This is a genomic window from Paenarthrobacter sp. CCNWLY172 (assembly GCF_037402035.1).
In the GTDB taxonomy this organism is placed as follows: domain Bacteria; phylum Actinomycetota; class Actinomycetes; order Actinomycetales; family Micrococcaceae; genus Arthrobacter.
The window spans coordinates 91,419-113,262 of sequence record NZ_JBBEGB010000005.1 but is presented as its reverse complement, the minus strand read 5'-3'; the positions used below and the strand labels follow the sequence as shown (position 1 = coordinate 113,262).

Below are 21,844 nucleotides of genomic sequence, written 5' to 3'. Positions count from 1 at the left end.
CACTCGTGGAAGTCGGTTCCGAGCTGCCGCCCGTAGGCTATCGTTCAGACTTTGTCGGGGGCGGAGCCTGTTTTTGTGCGGCTGGCGGCCTTGGCGGTGGATTCCCGTTGGAGCAGGACCGGGCCGGTTATGGAGTCGGGCACTTTTTCTTCGCCGGCAAGGCGCTGCTTGAGGAGGTTGAAGGCCCTGATGCCCAGATCTTTGAAGTCTGGCGCCACGGTGCTGAGGGCCGGCCAGGTGAATTCGCTGAAGGGCTGGTTGTCCCAGCCGATGATCGAGACGTCTTCAGGAACCCGTATGCCGTTTTCGTGAAGGGCTCGCAATGCAGCGACAGCGAGCCCATCATTTGAGCAAAACACGGCTGTGATTTCGGCGTTGGCGGCTATCCGGAGCCCTTGCTCATAGCCGGAACGTGCGGTGCGTGATGCTTCAAGAACGGCAGGAGGGGTGATTCCTGCGTCGGTGAGCGCGTCGTGCCAGCCTTGGTATCTTCCCGAGAATTGGGTGAGCGGGAAGAGTCCGAGGTGGTGAACGGTTTTGTGGCCGAGCTTGAGCAGGTGCTCTGTAGCTTCCCGCCCTGCCGCGTATTCATCGATGAATGCGTAGGGGTAGCCCGGTTGGCCGGTTGGGAAACCTGACGCTGCCACGGTTGGAATGCTGGCGGGAAGGTGTTTAAGTACCTCAGCTGCCGACGGATCAAAGTCCAGAACGATGATGCCGGCCAGTTGTTGCTGCAGGGCAACTTCGAGAGCGGCTTTGACGTCTGCTTCTTCCCGTGACCGCACCGCTGAGATAACTACCGTGTAGCCGGCTGCTTGGGCGACTTCTTCTATGCCTGCCAGCGTGTTCGCGTACCCGTATGCCGAGGTGCTGGCGGCAAAAATCGCGATCATGGTCCGTTCGCCACTCCGCAGGGCACGGGCAACGGAGCTTGGACGGTAGTTCAGTTCCTTGACTGCCGCCTCAACCCGGGCGCGCAGTCCCTCACTGACGGGAATGTTTCCGGTAAGGACGCGCGAGACCGTTGGTACGGACACACCTGCCAGGCGGGCAACGTCGGCAATGACTGGTTGGCGAGTGTCTTTGGTGATTCTCATAGTCGATCCTCGAAATTTCCGTGTGCGTCTTCAGCGAGGTTATCCCGAAACACGACTTTCAGTGTTTGGTGCCTTTCGAACCATGAGCCAGGCGAGCATGGCGGGGACCAACCCGCTGCCCAAGGGGATCAACGTCGGAACGCGCAGCATCAGGAGCAGCCAGGTGGCCAAGGCAATCACGCACCCAGCGAGGGGCAGCGGCTTGGAAAGAATGATTCTGAGCGTCAAGTCGGTCAACCCCTGTCTGGTCGTCCCGTCTTCAGCCGTCATTGCCGCCACAAGCAAGGCAATATAACCTGCGGCGAGGATGCCGCAGAGCGGGATGATCACGCAGAGGGCCACGGCGCCCAAAGCACCCGGGGTTGAGAGCCAGAACAGAATGGAAAACGCCGCGGCCGCGACGACAAAGGGCGCTGGCCAGCTGATCTTTCCCACCCGGTTCCATGCCCAGGAAAACTCCCTCATGAAAGCCCGGGCAACGCCTGGCCTGTCTTCGAGCACCGTCTTCTGCAAGGCGCGCTGCAGGGCAATCGCAGCCGGAACGACCGTGATCAGGGGCAGGCTCGTGACGACGAAAAGCAGTTGAAGGATCAGCACATCCCCCACGACATCGAGCGCTGCCAGGAGGGCGGTCCCTCGGGGCCGGCGTTTCTGCTGTTTCATGCATCCATCCGTTCATTGCAGCGACATTGCTGATTGCAGAGCCCCGCTGGTCCCTCATTCTATGGAACCGAGTACTGTGACTTGCATCTCTGATATCGATATCATACAGTGGTTTCACACGCTATCCAATGCCGGATGGCTAAATCAGGAGGATTGATATGGCACGTCGACGTGCAGGATTTCTCGCGCTGGCAGTGGCCGGCACTCTGGCACTAGGGGCCTGCGGCTCAGGTGGTACTTCCACCGCCCCGGCATCAAACCCGGCCGAGGTCACTGGCACGTTGCGGGTCCTCGTCCCGAGCTACCCTGCCAGCAACGAAGGCAAAGCCGCACTGGAAAAGGTGGTTGCCTCCTTCAACGCCAAGTACCCGAAAGTCACGATCGAACCGGACTTCGCTACCTTCGATACGTTGAACCAGAAGATTTCGACGTCCATCGCAGGCGGCCAGGGCTATGACGTACTGGTGACCGGTATCGGCTGGGTACCGCCCTTCGCGGCGAAGAACGTCTTTGAAGATCTGTCGACCTTCGGGGCGACGGCTGATTCGCTGGGAAGTTCCTCGAACCCGGCCCTCGTCCCCGCATCTGAGTTCAAGGGCAAGGTTTACGCTGTTCCGTTGATCGCAGGCCCTAAGCCACTTGCATTGCGTAAGTCGCTTTTCGAGAAGGCTGGTCTGGATCCGTCCAAGCCGCCGACAACAATGGCTGAGATCAAGACCGCTGCCGAGAAGCTGACGGTCAAGGACGGGGCCGGGAACATCACCCAGGCCGGCTTCGACTTCTGGGCCGCTCCCGGCGGATACCGACAGGACTTCGTGGCCCTGCTGGGATCCCTTGGAAAACCGCTCTACAACGGTGATGGCGATGCGCAGTTCGCCGGCTCCGAAGGCGTCCAGACACTTGAGTGGATGAAGAGCATGGTGAACAACGTCCAGAAGTATGGCGCCCAGAACGCGGCCAAGTCCCCGCTGGTCAACACTGGTGAGGCGGCAATGGGGTTCACCGGCGGTTACATCGACTGCTCCGACAAGGGCGTCGGCAAGGCTGTCTGTGACGATCTTGTCTACTTCAACCTCAAGGACAAAGAAGGCTCGATGTTCACCGGCGGACAGCTCGCCTCTGTCGGCAAGACCAGCAAGCTCAAGGCCGCGGCATGGGACTTCATCCAAGAGCTGAGCAAGCCGGAAGCAGAAGCCGACATCGCTGCCCTGAACTTCGCAGTCCCGGCAGCCAAGGACGCCTCGAACTCCGAGGTCGTGAAGTCGAACCCGGCCAGCACATTCGTGGCCGCCAATCTGGGTGATGCCAAGTTCGAAGGCGGAGCGGCAAACTGGCTGGAACTGCGCGGAACATTTGGCACCAGCCTCGATGACGCCCTGCTCGGAAAGAAGTCAGCACAGGACACGCTGACCGCACTGGAGCAGCAGTCCAAGTGAGCACGCTCCAAGAAAAGACGCCTCGGGTGCGCGCGGTACGTGGGGACAAAGCCCACACCGCGCGCCCCAGAGGGCGGAACGGTTCGCGCCTGACCCGTCAGCAGTCCCGGGCAGGTTGGTTGCTGCTGACGCCCGCATTGCTGCACTCTTCGTTCTTCCTCGCAGTTCCGGCCCTGGCCGCCGTCTTCCTGAGCTTCACCAACTACGATTTCTCGGGCGCCTGGCAATTCATAGGTGCCGAGAACTACGTGGAGCTCTTCCAGGACGCCCGCTTCCAAGCTGCGCTGAGAAACACCATCCTTTACACGATCGCGGTCGTTCCCCTCGCCATGATCCTAGCTTTACTCATCGCCCTTGGCCTGAACCAGAAAATCCGTGGACTGGGCTTCTTCCGGACGGTCTACTACCTGCCGGTCGTTACCGCCACCGTCGCTGTCGCGTCCGTGTGGTTGTGGATCTACCACCCAGGCGCCGGCCTGGCCAACGCCGTCGGCAGTCTTTTCGGGATGGCACGATCGGAGTGGCTGAATGACCCCGGAACCGCGTTGCCGGCCCTGATGGCCGTCGGTATTTGGCAGGGCCTTGGCGCCAAGATGATTGTGTATTTGGCCGCACTGCAGGGTGTCTCCAAGGAACTGCTGGAAGCGGCATACCTTGACGGCGCCAACCGGTGGCAGGTATTCCGCAACGTGATCTGGCCAGCTCTCGGCCCGGCCCACTACTTCGTGCTGATCACAGCGATCGTCCAGACCTTCCAGGTCTTCGACCTCGTCTTTGTCATGACCAAGGGCGGCCCCGTCAATTCCACCACGGTACTAACCTTCGATATTTACAACAACGCCTTTGAAGGTCTCCGGCTGGGCTACGCGTCCGCTGAAACCGTCATCATGCTCATACTCGTAGCGGCCTTCATCTACCTGGGCGGTCGTTCGCAAAGGAAGAACCAGGATGCGTAAGAAGAACCTCACGCCCGGCCGAGTGGTCCTGTACGCGGTGTTGCTGCTCGGCAGCGTACTGATGGTCTGCCCGTTCATCTGGATGGTCCTCACCGCGCTGAAGTCCACCGGCGAAGTCAGCACGTTCTCATGGCTCCCCACCGAGTTCCACTGGAACAACTTCATTGAAGCGATGAACGCCGCTCCCTTCCTCCGCTATTTCTGGAACAGCCTGATCCTGACCGTCGGCGAAACGGCCCTGACCCTGGTGTTCTGCACCATGGCCGGGTACGCGCTGGCGAAAGCACCGATCCGGGGCGCGAAGGGCATCATGAACTACTTCATCGCCCTGATGATGGTTCCATTCCAGATCATCCTGGTACCGCTGTTCCTTCTGGTGAAGTCCATCCCCCTGTTCGGCGGAAACGACATCTTCGGCCAGGGCGGTACCGGCTGGTTGAACACGTGGTGGGCGCTGATCATCCCGTTGGCCATCGCACCGCTGTACACGTTCTTGGCTCGCCAGTTCTACGTCACGCTTCCCTCGGAACTTGCCGACGCGGCACGGGTCGATGGGCTCGGCGAGTTCGGGATCTTCTTCCGGATCATGACCCCGCTGATCAAACCGGCGCTGGTCACCATCGGGGTGTTCCAGATCGAAGCGGCCTGGAACAGCTTCCTGTGGCCCTTGATCGTGACGAACTCGGACGAGCTCAGGCCTTTGCAGGTCGGGCTGGCCATCTTCTCCCAAGACCCGTTGAACGTCCAGTGGCCGTATCTGATGGCTGGCGCTACCCTGGCGACCCTGCCCATGATCATTCTGTTCATCTTTGCCCAGCGTCGCTTCGTTGAAGGCATGGCAAGTGCCGGCCTCAAGGGCTGAGACAGCTTCCCCCATCACACAAGGAAACACATGATCACGCCGTCGGCCTCCACCTTGGGAGCGCCCGGAACACCACTGCCCGTTGTGCTCGGCTGGTTCACAGACGTCCAATTCCCCGGTATCGAACTGAGGTTGGCTACCGGCGAACCCGCCGACCCGGAGCTGGACGTTGCGGGCCGCCGAGCACTTCGAAACACGATTGACGCTGCCGGGATGGAAGTCACCTCCATCGCAAGCTACGTCAGGGTCGCTGCAGCCGGTGACGATGAAGCCGTTATCGCCGAACTCATCCATGCAATCGACTTCGCGCGGGACCTGGGGGCAGCCATGGTGCGCGTGTTCCCCGGTGCCGAGACAATGCCTGCTTCATTCACCACCTCACCGGCGTTGTTGGACTCCGTGGTCGAGGTGGACGAACGTGCTGCCCGCCGGCTCACCGCGGTGGCCGGATACGCCGAATCGTTGGGCGTCCTTCCCGTTCTGGAAACGCACGATTCCCATCCCTCCGGCGCGGACATCGCCCGGATCCTTCAGCGCGTCGAGGGAAACGTCGGCGCCGTATGGGACCTTCTGCACCCGTGGCGGGTCGGCGAGACTCTCGCGGAGACCTGGAAGTCGCTGGGGCCGTGGCTTGCCTCGGACCAATGCACGGTGCAGGTCAAGGACGCAGCTCTTCCGGCAAGTGTGCCCGTACTTCTTGGCGAAGGAAATCTTCCCCTTGAGGATTTCGCCCACCTGCTGATCAGCCGGAAGTATCAAGGAGTCCTCACGCTCGAGTGGGAAAAGGCATGGTACCCCGAAGCCCGCCCCCTGGATATGGCATTGAAATCCACCCGTACCTGGCTGGACCGGCACTGGCGAGGAGAAGAAAAGTGAACGCAGCATTGCATAGCAGAGCCCAACCGGCCCCGGCCCTGTTTCGACCGAGAATAGGTCTGGCAATGCAGGATGCCGGCCTGAGGGACGCCCTGTTTTCCAAGCGCCTGCAGGCCCGCCTCGAATCCATCGGAGACTGCGATTTCAGCCACGTCATTCAGGACTTCTCCGACGTCCCGGACAGTGTCCTCAAAGAGATCGACGTTCTTCTCACCGGATGGTTTTCCCCTCGGATTGATGCCCCGGTTCTGGCTCGCATGCCACGCCTGCGCCTCATCACCCACGCAGGCGGAAGCATCAAGGGCCATGTGGCCCCTGAATGCTGGGAGCGTGGCATCGTCGTCACGACCGCAGCGGAAGCCAATGCCCTGCCCGTGGCCGAATTCACCTTGGGTCTGATCCTCATGGCCGGCAAGTCAACCATGGCTGCCAGCCACCTCTATACCAGCCGGCAGGCAAAAATCGACCGCGAACTGGAGTTCCCGGACACCGGAAACTACGGCAGCACGGTGGGAATCGTGGGTGCTTCCACCATCGGTCGCCTGGTCCTGGAGCGCCTCCAGCCTTTCGACTTCGATGTGCTGGTTTACGATCCAACCATTACGGCCTCCGAAGCCGAGCGCCTCGGTGCCCGCCTCGCCGGGCTCGATGAGCTGATGGCGGGCAGCGACGTCGTTTCCCTCCATGCCCCTGCCCTCCCGGAAACGGAAAAGATGATCGGCACTGTCCAGCTGACTGCCATGAAGAACGGCGCCACCCTTATCAACACTGCCCGCGGCGACCTTGTCGATCAGTCCGCGTTGGTCCGCGAGCTGGAGACCGGACGCATCAATGCGTTCCTTGATGTCACCAACCCGGAACCGCTTCCGGCCGGCCACCCCTTGTTCGAACTGCCCAATGTCCTGCTCACCCCTCACATCGCCGGGTCGATGGGCAACGAACTGCACCGGATGGCCGCCTACGCCCTGGATGAAATCGAACGTTTTGCCGCAGGCGAATCCCTGCGATTCCCAGTACAACTCAACGACCTCGCAAGGATGGCCTGACGTGGAAACCAACATGATCACGTGGTCCAACGGAACACTGCACGTAGCACTGACAGCCGGCCCCGATCAGCCCGTGGGCATCACCCACCTTCATCCGGGCGAAGCACCGGCAGAGCCTTCCTCCGCCGGTACTGCACTGGTTGAAATCCTCACCACGGAGGAAGGCCGGGCCAGAGCCAGTCAACGTTACGGCGAATCCGCGCTCGGCAAACGGCTGCGCCATACCGGCCACCGAAGCAGCGTGGACGGCGTGTGGCACACCCTCGAAGTGCAGCAGCGCGACCCGGAGACCGGTGTCGAAACCGTCACTGTTCTCCGGGCTGTGACCGGAGCCAGCGCGCTCCAAGCGAGGACCACGGTGCGAAACACCGGCAAGCATCCTCTCCACCTGCAGGCCGTCACGTCCCTGGCACTGCCGGTTCTCGCCGGCAACCGTGCCGTGATTCCGGACAACCTGCGACTTGCCTCGGGGACCTCCCAGTGGCTTGGCGAAAACCAATGGACCCTCGAGCCCGTTCCTGCCATCCTGCCGGACCTGAATCTGCGCTTCCACGACCAGGACCAGCGCGGCCACTACCTGCGTGCCTCAACCTCCTGGTCAACAGGTGGCCCCCTTCCAACCGGCGCTCTCGTAGACGAGGACGATAACTGGTGCTGGATGTGGCAGATCGAACATAACGGCGGGTGGGCCTGGGAACTTAGCGAAACCCGCCATGCTCTGAACCTGACCCTGCTCGGACCCTCCGATGACCAGCACCAATGGTTGCACCGTTTGCTGCCCCAGGAGTCCTTCACTACTGTCCCCGCCACGGTCGCCCTGAGCAGAACCGGACTCGAGGGTGCCCTGGAGGAAATGACACGTCATCGCCGGGCCCTTCGCGGGAACGCCGCGCTCTTAGGCCCGGCCGTGGTCTACAACGACTTCATGAACACCCTCATGGGAAACCCCAGCACTGAAAAGCTCCTGCCCCTGATCGAGGGCGCAGCCGCAGCCGGCGCGGACGCCTTCTGCATCGATGCCGGATGGTTCGACGATCAGACGGACTGGTGGGATTCCGTCGGCGAATGGGAGCCTTGCGCTGATCGTTTCCCGAACGGCCTGAGCGAAGTCACTGACGCCATCCGCGCCCGGGGGATGGCCGTCGGAATGTGGCTCGAACCCGAAGTTGTCGGCGTCCGAAGCCCCATGGCCCAGAGGCTCCCGTCCGAAGCGTTCCTGCAGCGCCACGGCCAGCGTGTCGTCGAACACGGCCGATACCACCTGGACTTCCGCCACGCAGAGTCCAGGGCACACCTGGATGAGACCGTGGACCGGCTGGTCCGCGACTTCGGCGTTGAATACCTCAAGCTGGACTACAACATCACCTCAGGCCCAGGAACAGACCTCGACGCCGGCTCGGCCGGTGACGGGCTCCTGGGACACAACCGCGCCTATCTGGAATGGCTGGACGGCGTTAAAGCCCGCCACCAACTGACCATCGAAAACTGCGCGTCCGGAGCGATGCGTCAGGACTACGCCCTGCTGTCCCGCCTCGACCTGCAGTCCACCTCGGACCAGCAGGACCTGCTGCGCTACCCTCCCATCGCTGCCAACTCGTTCTTCAGCGTTCTGCCCGAACAGGCAATGCACTGGGCCTACCCGCAGCCGGAAATGACCGACGAGCAGCTCCGCTTTACGCTCGCCACCGGCATGCTCGGGCGGATGTGTCTCTCCGGTTTCGTGGACCGGGTTGACGCCAGTCAACTGGACATCATCCGCACCGCCGTGACCGCACACAAACAACTGCTTCCGGAGATCACCACCTCTGACGCTTTCTGGCCATCTGGGATTCCGGCCTGGGCAGATCAATGGTTGTCCGTCGGGCTTCAGACAGCGAACAGGGACCTGGTCACGGTGTGGAACCGTGGCGGGCCGGCGAGCGAAGCGACCCTCCATCTTCCGCGCTGGGCCGACCAGGAGATTTCGGTTGAATGGATCGGAGCTTCCACGCCGATGGAGACCAAATGGGATGGCTCCGGATACCTTGTACTTTCAGCTCCCACCGGAACCCTGACCGCTGGCACCTTCGCTGTGACTGGCAAGAAGGCCTAGCGGATGTACAGACTGAAAAACACCGTCCGGGACTACGCGTGGGGCTCGACGTCGCTGATGGCCGACTATCTTGGCCTCACTCCCACCGGCAGGCCGGAGGCGGAAATGTGGCTCGGAGCCCATGCTGGTTCGCCGTCGATCGCGCTGACGGGCAGCGGTGACACCAGACTCGATGAGCTGATCGCTGCCGAACCTGAGGCGACTCTCGGCGCCGCGTGCCGGAAAGCCTTCGGCGATCAGCTGCCATTTTTGATGAAGATGCTCGCCGCCGGGTCCCCGCTCTCGCTCCAGGTTCACCCGACGCAGGAACAGGCTGCGGCAGGGTTCGCAGCTGAAGAAGACTCCGGCGTCCCGTTGACCGCCACGCAGCGCAACTACAAGGATCCGAACCACAAACCCGAAATGATCGTTGCCCTGACCGATTTCGAGGCACTGTGCGGCTTTCGTCCGGCAGCCCAAACGGCGGCGATCTTCGACGGGTTGGCAGCTCTCTGTACAACCTCCGCAATCCCGGTTCCGGAGGTCATCGACCAGATCCGGACAACGCTTCGCGGACACGACGAACATACAGCGATCAAATCGGCCTTCAGCCAGCTGATCCGGGGCGGTCCGTCGGTGACCGAAGCCGTCCGCGCTACAGCAGAAGTGATTGCAACAGGTGTTCCTGAGGGCCCGTTCGTATCGGCCCTCAAGACGGCGCATCAGCTCAACGACGCCTACCCTTCAGACCCCGGGGTCCTGATCTCGCTGATGCTTAACAGAGTCTCGTTGCGGCCCGGCGAATCGGTCTACCTGCCTGCAGGAAACACCCACGCTTACCTCCACGGGCTGGGCATTGAGGTGATGGCCTCCTCGGACAACGTCCTGCGCGGCGGACTGACCACCAAATACATCGACGTCGACGAACTCCTGCGGACAGTGGATTTCACGCCCCTGCCCGTTCCGCGGCTCGAACCCGACAGTCCCCGGAACGGCCACCGCGTCTGGAGCCCGCCCTTTGACGAATTTCAACTGCACCGTATCGAACTGCAACCGGGAGCGGACAGCATTGATCTACCGGACGGCACCCCGGCGGTGATCCTCGTCGTGGCCGGCACCAGCACCCTGCACACAGCACAAGCTTCGATGGTCTTGGGCGCTGGGGACAGCGCCTTCCTCACCGCAAGCGAACAGTCAGTCAGCATGACCGCTGCCAGCGACGAACCTGTCGTGGCGTTCCTGACGACCTCGGGTCCCCCATGCTCCACCGGACCTCTGGCCGCCATGTGACCGGGTTCCACACCCCCATTCAAGGACAGCCGTGATTTACACCAAAGACCAAGCCTTCCAGGCACCGATTTCCCCTACCCGCAGCAGCCTCGCCGGAACAGTGATCGGGCTCGATATCGGAGGCACCAAAACCCACGGAGTCCGCTTCCATAACGGCCAGGCGGTGCAGGAAACGATCACGGGCAGCGCCAACGTCCAGAACGTCAGCCTCGAAACCGCCCGGGCAAACCTTGGGGAACTCTTCAGGGAACTCGGGCACAGCCCTGTTGACCGTGTCTGCGTCGGAGCCGGCGGGATAGACACGGCCCATGACGCCGACGAGCTGAGCGCACTGATAGCCCCCTTCGTTCCGGAAGCCCGGATAACCGTGGTCCATGACTCCCGACTGCTCCTGGCTGCGGGGCAGGTCAGCACAGGAGTGGCTGTTATAGCAGGAACGGGCTCCGCTGCCTGGGGCCGGAACCCCCGAGGAGATGAAAGCCGGGCCGGGGGCTGGGGCTATCTGCTCGGGGATGAAGGAAGCGGCTACTGGATTGGCCGCGAAGCGGTGCGCCATAGCCTGCGCCGGATGAATCAAGGCCACCAACCCGACCCGCTCACCCGGGCGCTCCTGAGCGCATCCGACCTGACGGAACCAAGCCAGCTCATTGCCTTGTTCCACTCGATCGGCACAGGCCGCCGCTTCTGGGCCCAGCAGGCCCGATTGGTCGTCGACGCCGCTGAGGCCGGTCATGCGCCGAGCCGGCGCATCCTGGAACAGGCCGGAATCGATCTGGCGGACCTGACCTCCCAGACGCTCTCACAACTCGGAATCTCCGGCCCCGTCATCCTCGGTGGCGGACTCGGCATGCACGTCCCCCGGCTGCAGTCAGCATTCCGTGACGCCTTGGCCAACAAAGGGATTACCGATGTCCGCCCCGTGACGCAGGACCCGGTGTACGGGGTAACCCACCTCCTTTCAGAGCCCGGCAGCTCGTAGCGTTTCGCATATAGGAAGAGGCTGGGTGAGACGGTTTATACCGTCTCACCCAGCCTCTTCTGTTTGGGTCTGAGCTAGCTGGTCTTCAGCAGTACCAGTGCCTGGCGGGCTGCGACATTCGCTGTGGTTCCATTAAGGGATCCGCTCTCGGCCGCTGTGGCGGGAGACCACTGCCCGGGAACATCCAAGGAGGTCTGGACGCTGGAGTCTCCACTGTTGAGGAACACCATGGCTCGTTCTCCGTTGGCGGCGACCAGTTCGAAGGCCTTCAAGGTAGCCGAGCCGGTCCGGTGTTCGATGGTTTCGATCGCTTTGGCGTCCGCGGCCCGGGGGTGCATCAGGACGGTGTGGTCGGTCCCTGCCGCTTGGCCCAGTTGGATCCATTGCTGGTTTTTTTGCGGCCAGTCCCCGGACACGCGTCCGGTGTCCAAGGTGACGGTGGGCTGTGCGGCACCGAGCAGGTGAACATCCAGATCCACGCCCTGGTAGCCGTGGGCCGTGAGCTTACCCGGTGCCTGGTCGACCGAGGTGGTCAGGGTGTGGAGGTTGAACCGGCTCGGGGCTGCGGACTTGATGCGGTCCCAGACCAGGTAGGAGTTGAAGCCGCCTTTGAGCTGGATGACGTTGCGCTGGTAGTCCGTCGCGCCTGGTGTTGCCCCGCCGGTCTGGATGACGTCCACTTTGTCAGAGTAGTAACGGATGGGCGTGGTGACAGTCGGGGCCGTTCCCTGCCAGGTGCCTTCGGTCTGGAACTGGACAACATTGTGCGCGGCCGCGCTGTTGAACCAGACGTTGTCACCGTTGAAGTAGCCTCCGGTGCCTGAATCCAGGGCCAGCGGGACCGACTTTCCCCAGAGCGAGAACCCGGTACGGTCATCGTGGTTATGGCCGAGCGGGCGCGGGGTGTCGGACATGATTAGGTAGTTTTCGTCAGCTGTGCCTCCCTTGTCGCGGAGAATGTCGTAACCGACGCTCTCAATAGCCGAGGATGTCAGGTTCGGGGCCTTGGCCGGCAGTCCTGGGTCGGTGTTCAGCAGCGGCGGCAGAGCCCAGGGGTTGGCTCCGGTGTCGGCTACCGGTGAGCCGGCCCGCTGCCAGGTCCATTGCATGGTGGCTGACAATTCCGGGTCCGATTCCTTGTACAGGGAGGCGTTCCAGCCGAGGATGCGGTACGGCTTCTCGTTGTAGTCCGCGTCTCCGATGGCTGGCATCAGGACGGTTCCAGGAGCTGCGGTGTTGGTCGAGTCCACCGGCGTCTGGACGTTGATCAGGAAGGAATGCATCTTTTTCAGCTTCGGATCGTTGACCATGTCGGTGCCTCCTGCCCGTTTCAGCGCCTGGACGAAGGGCACGAGCCTCACCAACGGAGCCGCGTGGTAGCGGATGGTTTCAGGGAAGGCTCCGTCGTCACCAACGACGTTATCCAGCGTCCAGCGGACTTCTCCTTGGGCGTGGCCCCGGTAAACGGAAGACGAGGTGAGGTTGGGCAGAGCCATGCTGACCATTCCGACGCCGATGGCGCGGTCAAGGTTCCAGTTGGAGATCCGTCCAGCGTCCGTGGAGTGGTCGTAGTAGGCCAGGTTCATCTGGGTGTCCTGCATCCAGCCGAGTCGGTCTGTGAGCCATGCGCGGTCAGTCTCGCTCATCGACTTGGAATTGATCACCAGATCGAGTGCTTGTGCGAAGCCTCCCATGGCGCGGCCGAAGTGGACTGCTCCGTACCCGTCTTCGCCGTTCGGTTTGCCACCTGTTGTCAGGGCGTAGGTCATGCCCCACACGGATTCACCAACCAGGTATTTCAGGCCAAGAATCGCTTTCTTCGCCGCTTCCTCGTTGCCCGTGACGAGAAAGACGTTGGCACTTGCCTGGGTTGCTTCGAACAAGGGCGAATCCCACCGGGTGTGGGTGTCCCAGTTGTAGGCGGGTGCCTTATAGGCAGCACCTACACTCGCTCCCGCATCGTTGGTGCAGGAAACCGTCCATACCAGGCCGGTGCCTTCGATCAGTCCGCGCTGGCTGATCGTGGCGGCCAGCGAGTAGCGTCCGCCCGGCGTGGCAGGCAGTTCCTGTGTAAGGGCCACGGATGCCTTACTGGCGGCCGAAGCACCGGCGTACTGCAAGGACGCGGCATCGGCGAAAGCCCATTCGGTGGTCTTGGTCACCACTGCGTCGGTGGTTCCTGAAGTGGCCGCCCAGCCGCTTGTACCTGATCCGAAGTTTTCAAAGCTGTTGTCAGGGATGGTCAGGGGCTGGTTGTTGGCCAGGGACGTGAGGCTAACCCCGTCGACCATCATCGATCCCTTGCCAGCAAACTCCGCCGAGAGGCGCATCTTCGTGGCCCCGGCGGGGACAGTGTAGATGTTGCTTTGCGCGCGGAGGGGATTGGCCAGGTATGACGGGTCGGTCAGTTGCTGCGTGGTCCATTTGTCCGACAGGGACAGTTGCCGCTGGTACTCGTCCCCCACGACTCCATTCTTCACCCGGTCCTTCAGGGCATTGACGTCTTTGGCGCCCAAGAGCAGGGAGGGGCGTGCGATATTGGGGTTGATGGCGGCATTGATTACTGTGCTCCGGATCAAGGAGATGTCATCGAACCATGCCTGCCCTTTACCGGCGAGGCGGACAAATGCTTTGGCGTCGGTAGCCGCCGCCGGCGGGAAGGCCTGTACCTTTGCGCTACCCCAGTCAGTTGTGCCTTCCACGGGGCCGGTGAGTTGTTCGCTGAGGGTCCGTCCGTTGGCGTCGAGGTATTTCAGGCCGGCAATTGCCTTGGCACCGGTCAGGGCGGTCTTCACCGCGGCCGACAGGTCATATCCTGCGAGTCGTTCGACGGGGAAGGGAGCCGATTCCAACACGGACTGGTCACCCTCGGACTGGTTGATCAGGGTCAGGGAGTTCTTTCCCGCTTTGGCCGTCCCTGAATCCGCTCCGGCGGTATTGCCCTGGGCAACCCCATCAGCGGTCACCTGCCGGGCGATCGAGACGTCGTCAAACCAGGCGGTTCCGCCGTTGTACAGGCGGTAGTCGATTCGGACTGAGACTGCACCGGTTGGAGCTGTCAGCACGGATTCGACGTAGGTCCAGTCAGAGTTGGTCACAGTGTTCTGGACAATTTTGTCCCCTCCCACTGTCTGGCCGTTTGCGTTCCGGAAAATAACGATCGGGCGGATATCCCCCGCCGCGACGTTCTGGCCTTTGACCCAGAACCCGAACCTATACGTTCCGGGTGTGACGGGCGCATAGTTGATCTGCTGCCAGTCCCCGATACTTCCTGGTACTCCGTCGATCCGCAGGGACTTGGACCCGGTGTGCGCCACGCTGGTGTCCCACACCATGGCCGCTTTGGTAGTGGCGTAGTTGAACGTCTTCCAGTTCTCCGGCGTCGAAGCACCCGCTTCGGCCGACGGGTTAGGAACCACCAAAGGCTCCCACTGTGTCGATGCCGCTGTCCAGCCGGTCGGTGCAGCCGGCGCCGGTGCCGTCAGGGTTTCGGCGCCACCGTTCGGCACTAGCTCGCGCCTCTGGCGTACATCGGACGAGACGTCGTCAACGTCAACCGAACCGGCGCCCAGAACCTGCACAAACACCTGCACGTTCTTGGCATCCGAGGGGATGGCCGCCGTCGTGCTCAGCTCAGCCCAGGCGCCGGTCTTCAATGCCGTCGCCCTGGCTACCTGCTGGTTGATCTCCGTGCCGTTCGCCGCCGTAAACCTCACATGCAGTTCTACCCGCGGAGACCCTTCAACAGGGCGGAGCATCGCACGGAAATACACGACGTTACTGGCCTTCTTCAGCTTCACCTCGGGAGAGGACAGGATCGTGGGATCCGTGTCCGATACCGAGGCTATTCGGGCCCCGTATTGTCCCGTTCGCGCGGACGCCGAGTCAGTAAGCGCCGAGCCTGGACCACTGGCCGACCACCCACCGGACAGGGCGGGGATGGCCGCTTCCTCGAAAGAGCCTCCCGGTATCTCCAAGCCGGAGGACACATCGGTCCCCGGCGCTTGCGGCATCGCCGCCGTAGCGGCAGCTGTTCCTGGGCCGATCAATAGGCATAGTGCCAAGGCTCCGCCTAATGGGCGGCATAAGGCTGGGTATCTCAAAGGTGAACCCCTTCGTTCGTGATTCGGGACGATATTCGACGCAGGCTGGCCTAAGCGCATCCAAAACATGACTTGGATCACTGATATCGATATCACAGTAGTGTGGAGACCGCGCCTGGGCAAGGGGCAGTGAATTTAAGTCCTATTGGTTCCGGTCGACGACCTAGTCAGCCCCGTGAGACCTTACCGACTTGGAAAGGACCCCGTGGAATAAATGGAGGTCAATATTGTTCCGGAACCGGAGTCGCCTTCCGGCCCTGGGCCAGCATTTCATCCCGACGTCGCCGCAGGTGTAAGAGGCTCTCCTCCAAAGCGCTCACCTCGCCGAGCCACTGGTGCTGTTTGGCCTCTTCCATACGCTCTTCCGCGTTAGAGGTCATCGCTTCTATCCTGCCGCTTTGAGCCGGGTCGACTTGCAGGAACCGGCATTTGATACAGGCGTGCGCTGAGGGAATGTCCCAGCATGAATGCGTACCAATTCTGAGGAAATGGGACACCGCAGCCCGGCGAACATAGCGGACTACTACAGGGATGTTGTGCCACCGTGGATGTGTCAGGACTCGTGATGCTCTCACGCCTTTGCTGAGCCGTAGCTGTAGTTCGCTCTGAAGTAGGGTCAGGTCGTTTCTCAGTCTGCTGCTCGCGGGCTAAGCCAGAAGTCCCGCCTGGAATTGGGGGAAATCAGGCGGGACAGAAACCTGCCGTACCAGCCCGGCCTCCGGGACGGCTTGCAGTTGATGTAATAAGCGCCTGCCCATGCGGTTGTCTGCACGTCCGTTCGTCGGGGTTCCTAGCGGCTTTCCAAGAAGAAAAGAGGCCGGCACCAGATTGGATCTGGTGCCGGCCTTTCGCCCGTTCATGGTCCTTGCATTCGGTCTAGTCGCGGTAAGCGTGGGCCAGCGTGGATCGTCGCGTGGGCTGCACCGTCCGGTCCTCGGCGGCCTGCTTTTCACGCCGGTCGATAATGACCTCGTTGATGGAGAAGGGGATCAGCACGATCAGGGGCAGCAGGATCCCCTGCCAGAAAGGCCATAGAGACAGCACTAGCGGGAGGAAGGAAGCGACGAACAAGACCTTGTCGACGTATCGATACCACTTCATCTTGTCCGTATCTTCACCGTTGAGTGTTCAAGTTGTAGCCGTTGGTGTTCCGGGCCCTCAGACTTGGCGTGCGCGCAGATTTCCTAGGGCAAGTGACACGGCTGACCAAGCGGCGAGAACCAAGAGGGCTACGAGTGGGTATTGAATAGTTCCCGGGTCAGTGTTGGTGGTTGATCTCGCTGCTGTGAGCAGCGCACCGGGGAAGTATGCGGCTAGTTTCTCGGCCCAGGCGATTCCCATGAGACTGGCTGATGCCAAGACTATGGGAACGCCCCACATGAGACCCATGAAGGAAAAAATTGAGCCCGCCCCGGAACGGGTAAGGTATCCCAGCCCGGTCCCGAATACGGACAACAGTCCTGCCGCCAGCGCAGCTGCTGCTACTGAGCCCCAGAGCTCGGGGTTTAGGATTGTGCGGTCGTAGTCGGAGCCGACGATGAGGGCTGTGATGCCCAGGGAAATGAGGCAGGCCAGGGCTGCGGTGCCGAATGCGATGAGGAAGCCGACGGTAGTTTTGGCCAGAAGAGTCTGCCCGCGTTTTGGCGCGAGGGTGTTGGTGAAGTTGATGCTTCCATGGGTGTATTCGGTGGTGATGGCGAGGATGGCTGCTATGACAAGGAATACGGACCCCAGTTCGACTCCCGCAGTCGGGGCCACGGCCACCGTTTCGGCAATGCTGGTTTGGCTGATGTTTTCGGAGCCGTCCGCGAGGGCCTTGATCGCCCATGCCGTGATGGTACTGGTGGCGATGGTGAGGACGAAACTAAGGATCAGCAGAACTCTGATGGCTGTGAGTGAGAGGTATTTCTTGAGTTCCGCTTGGAGCAGCCAGGCGAAGCGTTGGGGCAGCAGGACCCCGGCGGATGTCAGGCTGATGGGCGCTTGACTGGTTGTTTGGCTAGACATGGCTTGCCACGTCCTCTCTGGCGTTCGTGTGTTGTGTCATCTGGCGGTACACGGATTCCAGTGACACTCTTTCGTTGCGGAGTTCATCCAGGAGAACGCCGGCGTCTCTGGCCTTCGTGAATACTTCGCGTGTGGAGGTGTCGTAGATCGCAAGCCCGTCATTGGTGTTGGGAAGGTGTTCTACGAGGTCTCCGGGAAATGCAGCTGCGAGGCTTCGTGGGTCATTTGCGCGGACGATGACTTTGCTTCGGGCAAGTTTTTGGAGGCCGCTGAGATCGGTATCGGTGAGGATTCTGCCTTGGTGGAGGATCACGATCCTGTCGGCTGTCAGTTCCATTTCGGACATCAAGTGTGATGACAAAAGGATCGCTGAGCCTTCGGAGGCGAGTTTCTGTGCGAGTTCCCGGAACCAGATGATGCCGTCCGGATCCAGTCCATTGATGGGTTCGTCGAAAATGTAATTTGTGGGCCGGCCCAGCAGTGCCAGGCCGAGCCCGAGACGCTGCCGCATTCCCAGGGAGAGTTCCCTGACTCTCCGTCGCGGCACTGAGCCGAGTCCGACTTCTTCGAGCATTGTTTTGACGTTGGCGGAGCTGACGCCGAGGCTCTTGGCCACCACCTCAGCCTGGTGCTGGATGCTGAGGCCGGGAATGAGCCATCTGGTGTCCAGAAGGGACCCAACTGTTCGGAACGGGTTGCTCAGCTGTGGATAAGGGGTTCCATCGATTGATGTTGATCCTGCGTCGGGTTGTTCGAGGCCGAGTATTGCCCTCATGGTGGTCGTTTTTCCAGCACCGTTAGGGCCGAGAAACCCGGTGATTTTGCCTTGTTCGACAGTGAAGGACACGTCCGTCAGGACTTTGTTGGGCCCGTAGGACTTACTGAGGGATTGGACAGTGATCATATGTAGGCCTTGTCTGTACGGACGTCGGGACGGGTGAATGTTCGGGGCCGAGGGCAGGTTCCAGTGCATTCAGCAGCGCTGTTGCCTGCCGGCGTTGTAGCAGGAGGGCAAAGCTCCTGGGCAATTGGCCTCCGTCTTTGAAGGAGACGGTCACTTTGGAGGGCAGGAAGCGAATCGGCGGTTGCGTTGATTTGAGGGCAACAATGTTCCGCGAATCGAAGATCCAGTGCCGGCTTGTCCAGAGCCCCCAGCCCAGGTGGATCTGGCTGTTCACGGCGGAAACTCTAAGGGTCCGGTGTGTGCGGTTTACCGATGCCGCGGTGAGCAGTGCAATAGCCGCGATCCCTCCGTAGCGTGCGAAGGGCACTGAATCTGTTAGGGCGGCAAGCGTTAGGGCCGCTATCAGTCCTATGGACAGTTTGGTCGTCACCAGAACCAACGAAATCCCGACGTTCGACCTGACCGTTATCAGTGGTGACTTCAAGTCGAAACGCGGGAGGTACAGGCGGACGTGGGAGTCAACGTCGCGGCGGGAGAGGACGGGGAACACGATTCTTCGGCGGTTGCTGTCTGTCCTGGAGCGTGAGGTGACGGAAATTCTATGCAGGCCGCTGATCCGCATGAAGAGGTTTTGGTCGATATGGAGGGTATCCACGTCAGAGGTCTTTATCTGGTACTTCTGGGTGGTGAAGAAGCCCCGGGAGACGTTGAGGCTGTCTTCGGCGGATGCTATGCGGAATTTGCTGTAAATGAGACATGTCAGTCCATAGCCGTAGGCCACTGCCACGACGAGAAAGACCGTGAGTACGCCGAGCTGCGCCCCGAGGCCGATCCCGGCATAAACCTTCTCCAGTTCCTGGGGCACAGGGAGCGTGATTACTTCGCCAAGTCGGTTGTAGAGACCGTAAAGCACCGGAACAAGCAGCAGGTACTTGCCATAAGTGATGGATATGGCAAGCATCTTTCCAGGAGTCAGCTTGAAGTCGATGGCTTTGCCCTCGGCTTCAGGTTCCCGGTGTTCTGCGGCCGGGGAGGAGACCTTCTCGGGCTCGGTGTCGGTGGGTGCTTTTGCTTCCGGTGGCGGAAGTGTCACGCCGGTCAGGGTGAGCAGTTCGCTCAGTTGGGGTGATGTGAGGGCATGGAATTCGAGAGCTTCATGCGCCGCCGATTTGGTCTCGATGCTGAGGTGGTGGACGCCGGTTATGCGCTCATACCTGTCTTGTCGGACGTCGGCACCTACGAGTGAAACGAGCGGTACGCGGAGTACATTGCCGAACAAGAGACCGGTTCGGTACACGAGGGTGTTGTCCTCTACTCGCCAACGAACGGAAATCCAGGTCGAGAACAGCAGACTTAGGCGGGTCAAACCGTAGTAGACGCTGAAGATCACGACGCCGGTGTGGACTGCGGCATGATCAAAACGCGAGTGCAGGGTCCAGAGGATCAGTGACATCACCACGGTTGGGATGAGGGCTTTAAACGCCCGGGCGAGAATCAGGCGAGGGCTATTCCGATGCCACATACTGCCCCGCTGAGCGGCTGACCAGGGTCTCTTCGATGTGCTCTATGACATCAGACTTTAGACCCGGCACCGTGAATCGTTCCCCGAGTGTCCCTATTTGCAGAGATTCGAGCCCGTATTTGCGCAGGAGAGGCCCGCGTCGGACGTTCGTGTAGAGCACCTGGTGGTACGGGATCAGAATCCGCCGATACAAAAAACGGCCCGTGTGGATCTCGACACCACGCTCGGTGAGCGCGTACCGGAAATAACGGGCCCGCAGCGGGATCAGCCAAAGAAGGTCAACGGCAGTCAGCGCAACAGTCAGAGCCGCGGCGCAGACGGCCAGAACAAGCACGATGGAGGCCGGCGCCAGATAGCAGAGCAACGCCAGCAGGCAGAGGAAGACGCCCGCTGACGTGGTCGCCGCTGCACGCCAACATGACACGATGCCCGGATCCAACGTGTGGTCAGCCGGGATATCCCCGTTCACCAGCACGCTCCCGGGAGTGAGACGTGTACGGCCAGGCGGTCCACTACGCGTACAGGCAAGTTCCCGGACCTGACAGAGGCGCGAGATGCGGGGCCGCGGTCAACGCCCACAGGTGCAGATGAGATGGAACCGGTGCGCGGCGTGTGGGACGCGCAGGAAGGAAGGCGCTGCAGCGGTAAATCCGCAGGGCAGCAAGAAGCTGTCACGATTACGATCCCCAATTCCTAACGTAAATAGCTAGTCGGAGCCTACACGCACTAAACGGTGAACCAAAACCAGAGGTAAATCCCTAAATATCTCTTATTTCAAAAGTGTCAAGTCAAGCGGTAGGTGGAAAATTCCATGTAACAAAATCGATGCGGCGTCAAGTCATACGGAATTCGTAGAGAAGTGATCCGATGAATGAGGGGAACCTAAAAGGGTTTTACTAATGCACTTGCGAAAGCCGGTTCGATGCTGGTAGCTTCCGTAGTGGCTTGAGTCGAAGAATCGAATTGGGGGGTCGCCGAAGGGTGACATCGATTTTCGAAGGCGCGGTTCTTGTCATTCATTGGGGGATGAACGGCTAATTTCAAAACGGCACTTAGTCCTCCTATCAATCATGACGATAGGAACAAAATGTTTGCAATTCTGCTTCGCGTTGCTCAGGCTGCCGCTCGCTACGGCCAGCGTGTCGTTGACTGGGTTTGGGCTAATTCCAGCCGCATCTACCAGTGGATCCGTGACGGTTTGGCTGTCGACGCCATCATCAACCGGATCCTCGAAATCCTGGGCATCAACTAGTCACGTGTTTGGTCTGGAACTGCAGTCCAGACCTTGATGGGTGGGGGTGTCTCCGACGGCCGCGGAGGCACCGCCACCCATCTACTAGCGCCTCTAACTCAATGACCTGCTCGCATTGACGCTGTCAATCCGGGCATTTTCGCTGTCAAGACGCTTCCGGTAAGACACCTGGCCGGACCACCAAATAACTAGCAGCCCGACCATGACGACAACTGCGCTTATCCACGCCCCTGGCCCGGACAGAATGCCGTTGGCGGCCAGGATCACAGCGGCGATGAGCCAGAGGATCGGAATGATTGCTCCGAGGAACTTTTGCCGGCGGTTTGACAGGATAAACCGGTGCACTGCAGCAATGGCAATGAGGCAAAGAGTGGCTATCGTTGGATTAATGTTGTCCATAATTTCCCCCTGATTGTTTATGGTGCAATTCTATTATGCGCTTGGCAGCATCACGGGTTATGCGTCCTTCGATGGCCATGGCAAAAACTTTCTGTGAGAACTCATCAACGCTCGTGCTCTCGGCTACCTGTATTTTCTCGATGATCTTGTCCAAGCGGCTACGCACTGTCGGGTATGAGACGCCGTATTCAGAGGCCAAGGCCTTAAGGGAGCCGGAGTGAAGAATCATGGATCTGATGAAGCCGAGGTCGCTCTCGCTCAACTCGTCCATCCACGCGTTGGTCTCCATGTGAATAATGTTAAAGCCATCTTTAATATTATTCAAGTCCCGAGTTGTGCCTGCCCACCTCCAAGCAGGCAGGATGTCCTCTGCTCGGCGCA

Annotated in this window: 20 protein-coding genes; 9 read left to right on the top strand and 11 right to left on the bottom strand. The window is 60.8% G+C overall.

Features of this window, described 5'->3' with window-relative positions:
- Positions 1-44: 44 nt before the first annotated feature.
- The gene (locus WBN73_RS09165; protein WP_337340165.1) at positions 45-1,097 is read right to left on the bottom strand and encodes a LacI family DNA-binding transcriptional regulator; all 1,053 of its coding nucleotides are present in this window, start codon (positions 1,095-1,097) and stop codon (positions 45-47) included.
- A gap of 39 nt (positions 1,098-1,136) precedes the next feature.
- Positions 1,137-1,760: a DUF624 domain-containing protein gene (locus WBN73_RS09160; RefSeq protein WP_337340166.1), complete on the bottom strand. Its 624-nt coding sequence runs from the start codon at positions 1,758-1,760 to the stop codon at positions 1,137-1,139.
- 158 nt (positions 1,761-1,918) lie between these two features.
- On the opposite strand from WBN73_RS09160, the gene WBN73_RS09155 reads away from it, so the two are divergent.
- The 8 genes from WBN73_RS09155 to WBN73_RS09120 all read left to right on the top strand — a co-directional run bounded on the left by WBN73_RS09155 (position 1,919) and on the right by WBN73_RS09120 (position 11,276).
- Positions 1,919-3,196 carry an extracellular solute-binding protein gene (locus WBN73_RS09155; protein WP_337340167.1) on the top strand — a complete coding sequence of 426 codons (1,278 nt, stop codon included), beginning with the start codon at positions 1,919-1,921 and terminating at the stop codon, positions 3,194-3,196.
- Positions 3,193-4,152, top strand: coding sequence for a carbohydrate ABC transporter permease (locus tag WBN73_RS09150; RefSeq protein WP_337340168.1), 960 nt, complete (start codon positions 3,193-3,195; stop codon positions 4,150-4,152). The genes WBN73_RS09155 and WBN73_RS09150 overlap by 4 nt, the downstream gene beginning before the upstream one ends.
- Positions 4,145-5,014 carry a carbohydrate ABC transporter permease gene (locus WBN73_RS09145; RefSeq protein WP_337340169.1) on the top strand — a complete coding sequence of 290 codons (870 nt, stop codon included), beginning with the start codon at positions 4,145-4,147 and terminating at the stop codon, positions 5,012-5,014. The genes WBN73_RS09150 and WBN73_RS09145 overlap by 8 nt, the downstream gene beginning before the upstream one ends.
- A gap of 30 nt (positions 5,015-5,044) precedes the next feature.
- Positions 5,045-5,890 (top strand): sugar phosphate isomerase/epimerase family protein, encoded by an 846-nt coding sequence (locus tag WBN73_RS09140; RefSeq protein ID WP_337340170.1) that lies wholly within the window; start codon positions 5,045-5,047, stop codon positions 5,888-5,890.
- 65 nt (positions 5,891-5,955) lie between these two features.
- A complete protein-coding gene (locus tag WBN73_RS09135; RefSeq protein WP_337340171.1) occupies positions 5,956-6,936 on the top strand; it encodes a hydroxyacid dehydrogenase in 981 nt (326 codons plus the stop codon).
- A gap of 1 nt (position 6,937) precedes the next feature.
- Positions 6,938-9,028, top strand: a complete 2,091-nt coding sequence (locus tag WBN73_RS09130) for an alpha-galactosidase (protein WP_337340172.1) — start codon at positions 6,938-6,940, stop codon at positions 9,026-9,028.
- A gap of 3 nt (positions 9,029-9,031) precedes the next feature.
- A complete protein-coding gene (gene manA, locus WBN73_RS09125; RefSeq protein ID WP_337340173.1) occupies positions 9,032-10,297 on the top strand; it encodes a mannose-6-phosphate isomerase, class I in 1,266 nt (421 codons plus the stop codon).
- Positions 10,298-10,331: 34 nt separating this feature from the next.
- Positions 10,332-11,276 carry an N-acetylglucosamine kinase gene (locus WBN73_RS09120; RefSeq protein ID WP_443193256.1) on the top strand — a complete coding sequence of 315 codons (945 nt, stop codon included), beginning with the start codon at positions 10,332-10,334 and terminating at the stop codon, positions 11,274-11,276.
- Between the two features lie 74 nt (positions 11,277-11,350).
- On the opposite strand, the gene WBN73_RS09115 is transcribed toward WBN73_RS09120, so the two are convergent.
- From WBN73_RS09115 to WBN73_RS09085, 7 genes are all read right to left on the bottom strand, one after another.
- Positions 11,351-15,325, bottom strand: coding sequence for a carbohydrate binding domain-containing protein (locus WBN73_RS09115; protein ID WP_337340175.1), 3,975 nt, complete (start codon positions 15,323-15,325; stop codon positions 11,351-11,353).
- Positions 15,326-15,600: 275 nt separating this feature from the next.
- Entirely contained in the window at positions 15,601-15,759 is a 159-nt protein-coding gene (locus tag WBN73_RS09110) for a hypothetical protein (RefSeq protein WP_337340176.1), read from the bottom strand.
- A 496-nt stretch (positions 15,760-16,255) separates the two neighbouring features.
- A complete protein-coding gene (locus tag WBN73_RS09105) occupies positions 16,256-16,480 on the bottom strand; it encodes a hypothetical protein (protein ID WP_207595652.1) in 225 nt (74 codons plus the stop codon).
- Positions 16,481-16,537: 57 nt separating this feature from the next.
- Positions 16,538-17,386 carry a hypothetical protein gene (locus WBN73_RS09100; protein ID WP_337340177.1) on the bottom strand — a complete coding sequence of 283 codons (849 nt, stop codon included), beginning with the start codon at positions 17,384-17,386 and terminating at the stop codon, positions 16,538-16,540.
- Positions 17,379-18,290, bottom strand: a complete 912-nt coding sequence (locus WBN73_RS09095) for an ATP-binding cassette domain-containing protein (RefSeq protein ID WP_207595654.1) — start codon at positions 18,288-18,290, stop codon at positions 17,379-17,381. The genes WBN73_RS09100 and WBN73_RS09095 overlap by 8 nt, the downstream gene beginning before the upstream one ends.
- Positions 18,265-19,743, bottom strand: a complete 1,479-nt coding sequence (locus WBN73_RS09090) for a PH domain-containing protein (RefSeq protein ID WP_337340178.1) — start codon at positions 19,741-19,743, stop codon at positions 18,265-18,267. The genes WBN73_RS09095 and WBN73_RS09090 overlap by 26 nt, the downstream gene beginning before the upstream one ends.
- A 52-nt stretch (positions 19,744-19,795) precedes the next feature.
- Complete coding sequence (locus WBN73_RS09085; RefSeq protein ID WP_207595656.1) at positions 19,796-20,281, bottom strand: PH domain-containing protein; 486 nt, start codon at positions 20,279-20,281, stop codon at positions 19,796-19,798.
- A gap of 618 nt (positions 20,282-20,899) precedes the next feature.
- Between WBN73_RS09085 and WBN73_RS09080 the strand changes: the two genes are divergently transcribed.
- A complete protein-coding gene (locus WBN73_RS09080) occupies positions 20,900-21,064 on the top strand; it encodes an aureocin A53 family class IId bacteriocin (protein ID WP_207595657.1) in 165 nt (54 codons plus the stop codon).
- A gap of 93 nt (positions 21,065-21,157) precedes the next feature.
- Here WBN73_RS09080 and WBN73_RS09075 read toward each other — a convergent pair whose 3' ends face one another.
- Together WBN73_RS09075 and WBN73_RS09070 are read right to left on the bottom strand one after the other, a co-directional pair.
- Positions 21,158-21,463 (bottom strand): hypothetical protein, encoded by a 306-nt coding sequence (locus tag WBN73_RS09075; protein WP_207595658.1) that lies wholly within the window; start codon positions 21,461-21,463, stop codon positions 21,158-21,160.
- The gene (locus WBN73_RS09070) at positions 21,450-21,752 is read right to left on the bottom strand and encodes a DUF2089 family protein (RefSeq protein ID WP_207595659.1); all 303 of its coding nucleotides are present in this window, start codon (positions 21,750-21,752) and stop codon (positions 21,450-21,452) included. Before WBN73_RS09070 ends, WBN73_RS09075 begins: the two co-directional genes overlap by 14 nt.
- Positions 21,753-21,844: the final 92 nt, after the last annotated feature.

What these genes read in the sequence shown, in the direction of transcription:
- WBN73_RS09155 (WP_337340167.1), top strand. Translation starts at nt 1,919, where the DNA reads ATGGCACGTCGACGTGCAGGATTTCTCGCGCTGGCAGTGGCCGGCACT.
- WBN73_RS09100 (WP_337340177.1), bottom strand. Translation starts at nt 17,386, where the DNA reads ATGTCTAGCCAAACAACCAGTCAAGCGCCCATCAGCCTGACATCCGCC.
- WBN73_RS09080 (WP_207595657.1), top strand. Translation starts at nt 20,900, where the DNA reads ATGTTTGCAATTCTGCTTCGCGTTGCTCAGGCTGCCGCTCGCTACGGC.
- WBN73_RS09160 (WP_337340166.1), bottom strand. Translation starts at nt 1,760, where the DNA reads ATGAAACAGCAGAAACGCCGGCCCCGAGGGACCGCCCTCCTGGCAGCG.
- WBN73_RS09145 (WP_337340169.1), top strand. Translation starts at nt 4,145, where the DNA reads ATGCGTAAGAAGAACCTCACGCCCGGCCGAGTGGTCCTGTACGCGGTG.
- WBN73_RS09105 (WP_207595652.1), bottom strand. Translation starts at nt 16,480, where the DNA reads ATGAAGTGGTATCGATACGTCGACAAGGTCTTGTTCGTCGCTTCCTTC.
- manA (WP_337340173.1), top strand. Translation starts at nt 9,032, where the DNA reads ATGTACAGACTGAAAAACACCGTCCGGGACTACGCGTGGGGCTCGACG.
- WBN73_RS09095 (WP_207595654.1), bottom strand. Translation starts at nt 18,290, where the DNA reads ATGATCACTGTCCAATCCCTCAGTAAGTCCTACGGGCCCAACAAAGTC.
- WBN73_RS09070 (WP_207595659.1), bottom strand. Translation starts at nt 21,752, where the DNA reads ATGGAGACCAACGCGTGGATGGACGAGTTGAGCGAGAGCGACCTCGGC.
- WBN73_RS09075 (WP_207595658.1), bottom strand. Translation starts at nt 21,463, where the DNA reads ATGGACAACATTAATCCAACGATAGCCACTCTTTGCCTCATTGCCATT.
- WBN73_RS09140 (WP_337340170.1), top strand. Translation starts at nt 5,045, where the DNA reads ATGATCACGCCGTCGGCCTCCACCTTGGGAGCGCCCGGAACACCACTG.
- WBN73_RS09165 (WP_337340165.1), bottom strand. Translation starts at nt 1,097, where the DNA reads ATGAGAATCACCAAAGACACTCGCCAACCAGTCATTGCCGACGTTGCC.
- WBN73_RS09090 (WP_337340178.1), bottom strand. Translation starts at nt 19,743, where the DNA reads ATGTCACTGATCCTCTGGACCCTGCACTCGCGTTTTGATCATGCCGCA.
- WBN73_RS09135 (WP_337340171.1), top strand. Translation starts at nt 5,956, where the DNA reads ATGCAGGATGCCGGCCTGAGGGACGCCCTGTTTTCCAAGCGCCTGCAG.
- WBN73_RS09110 (WP_337340176.1), bottom strand. Translation starts at nt 15,759, where the DNA reads ATGACCTCTAACGCGGAAGAGCGTATGGAAGAGGCCAAACAGCACCAG.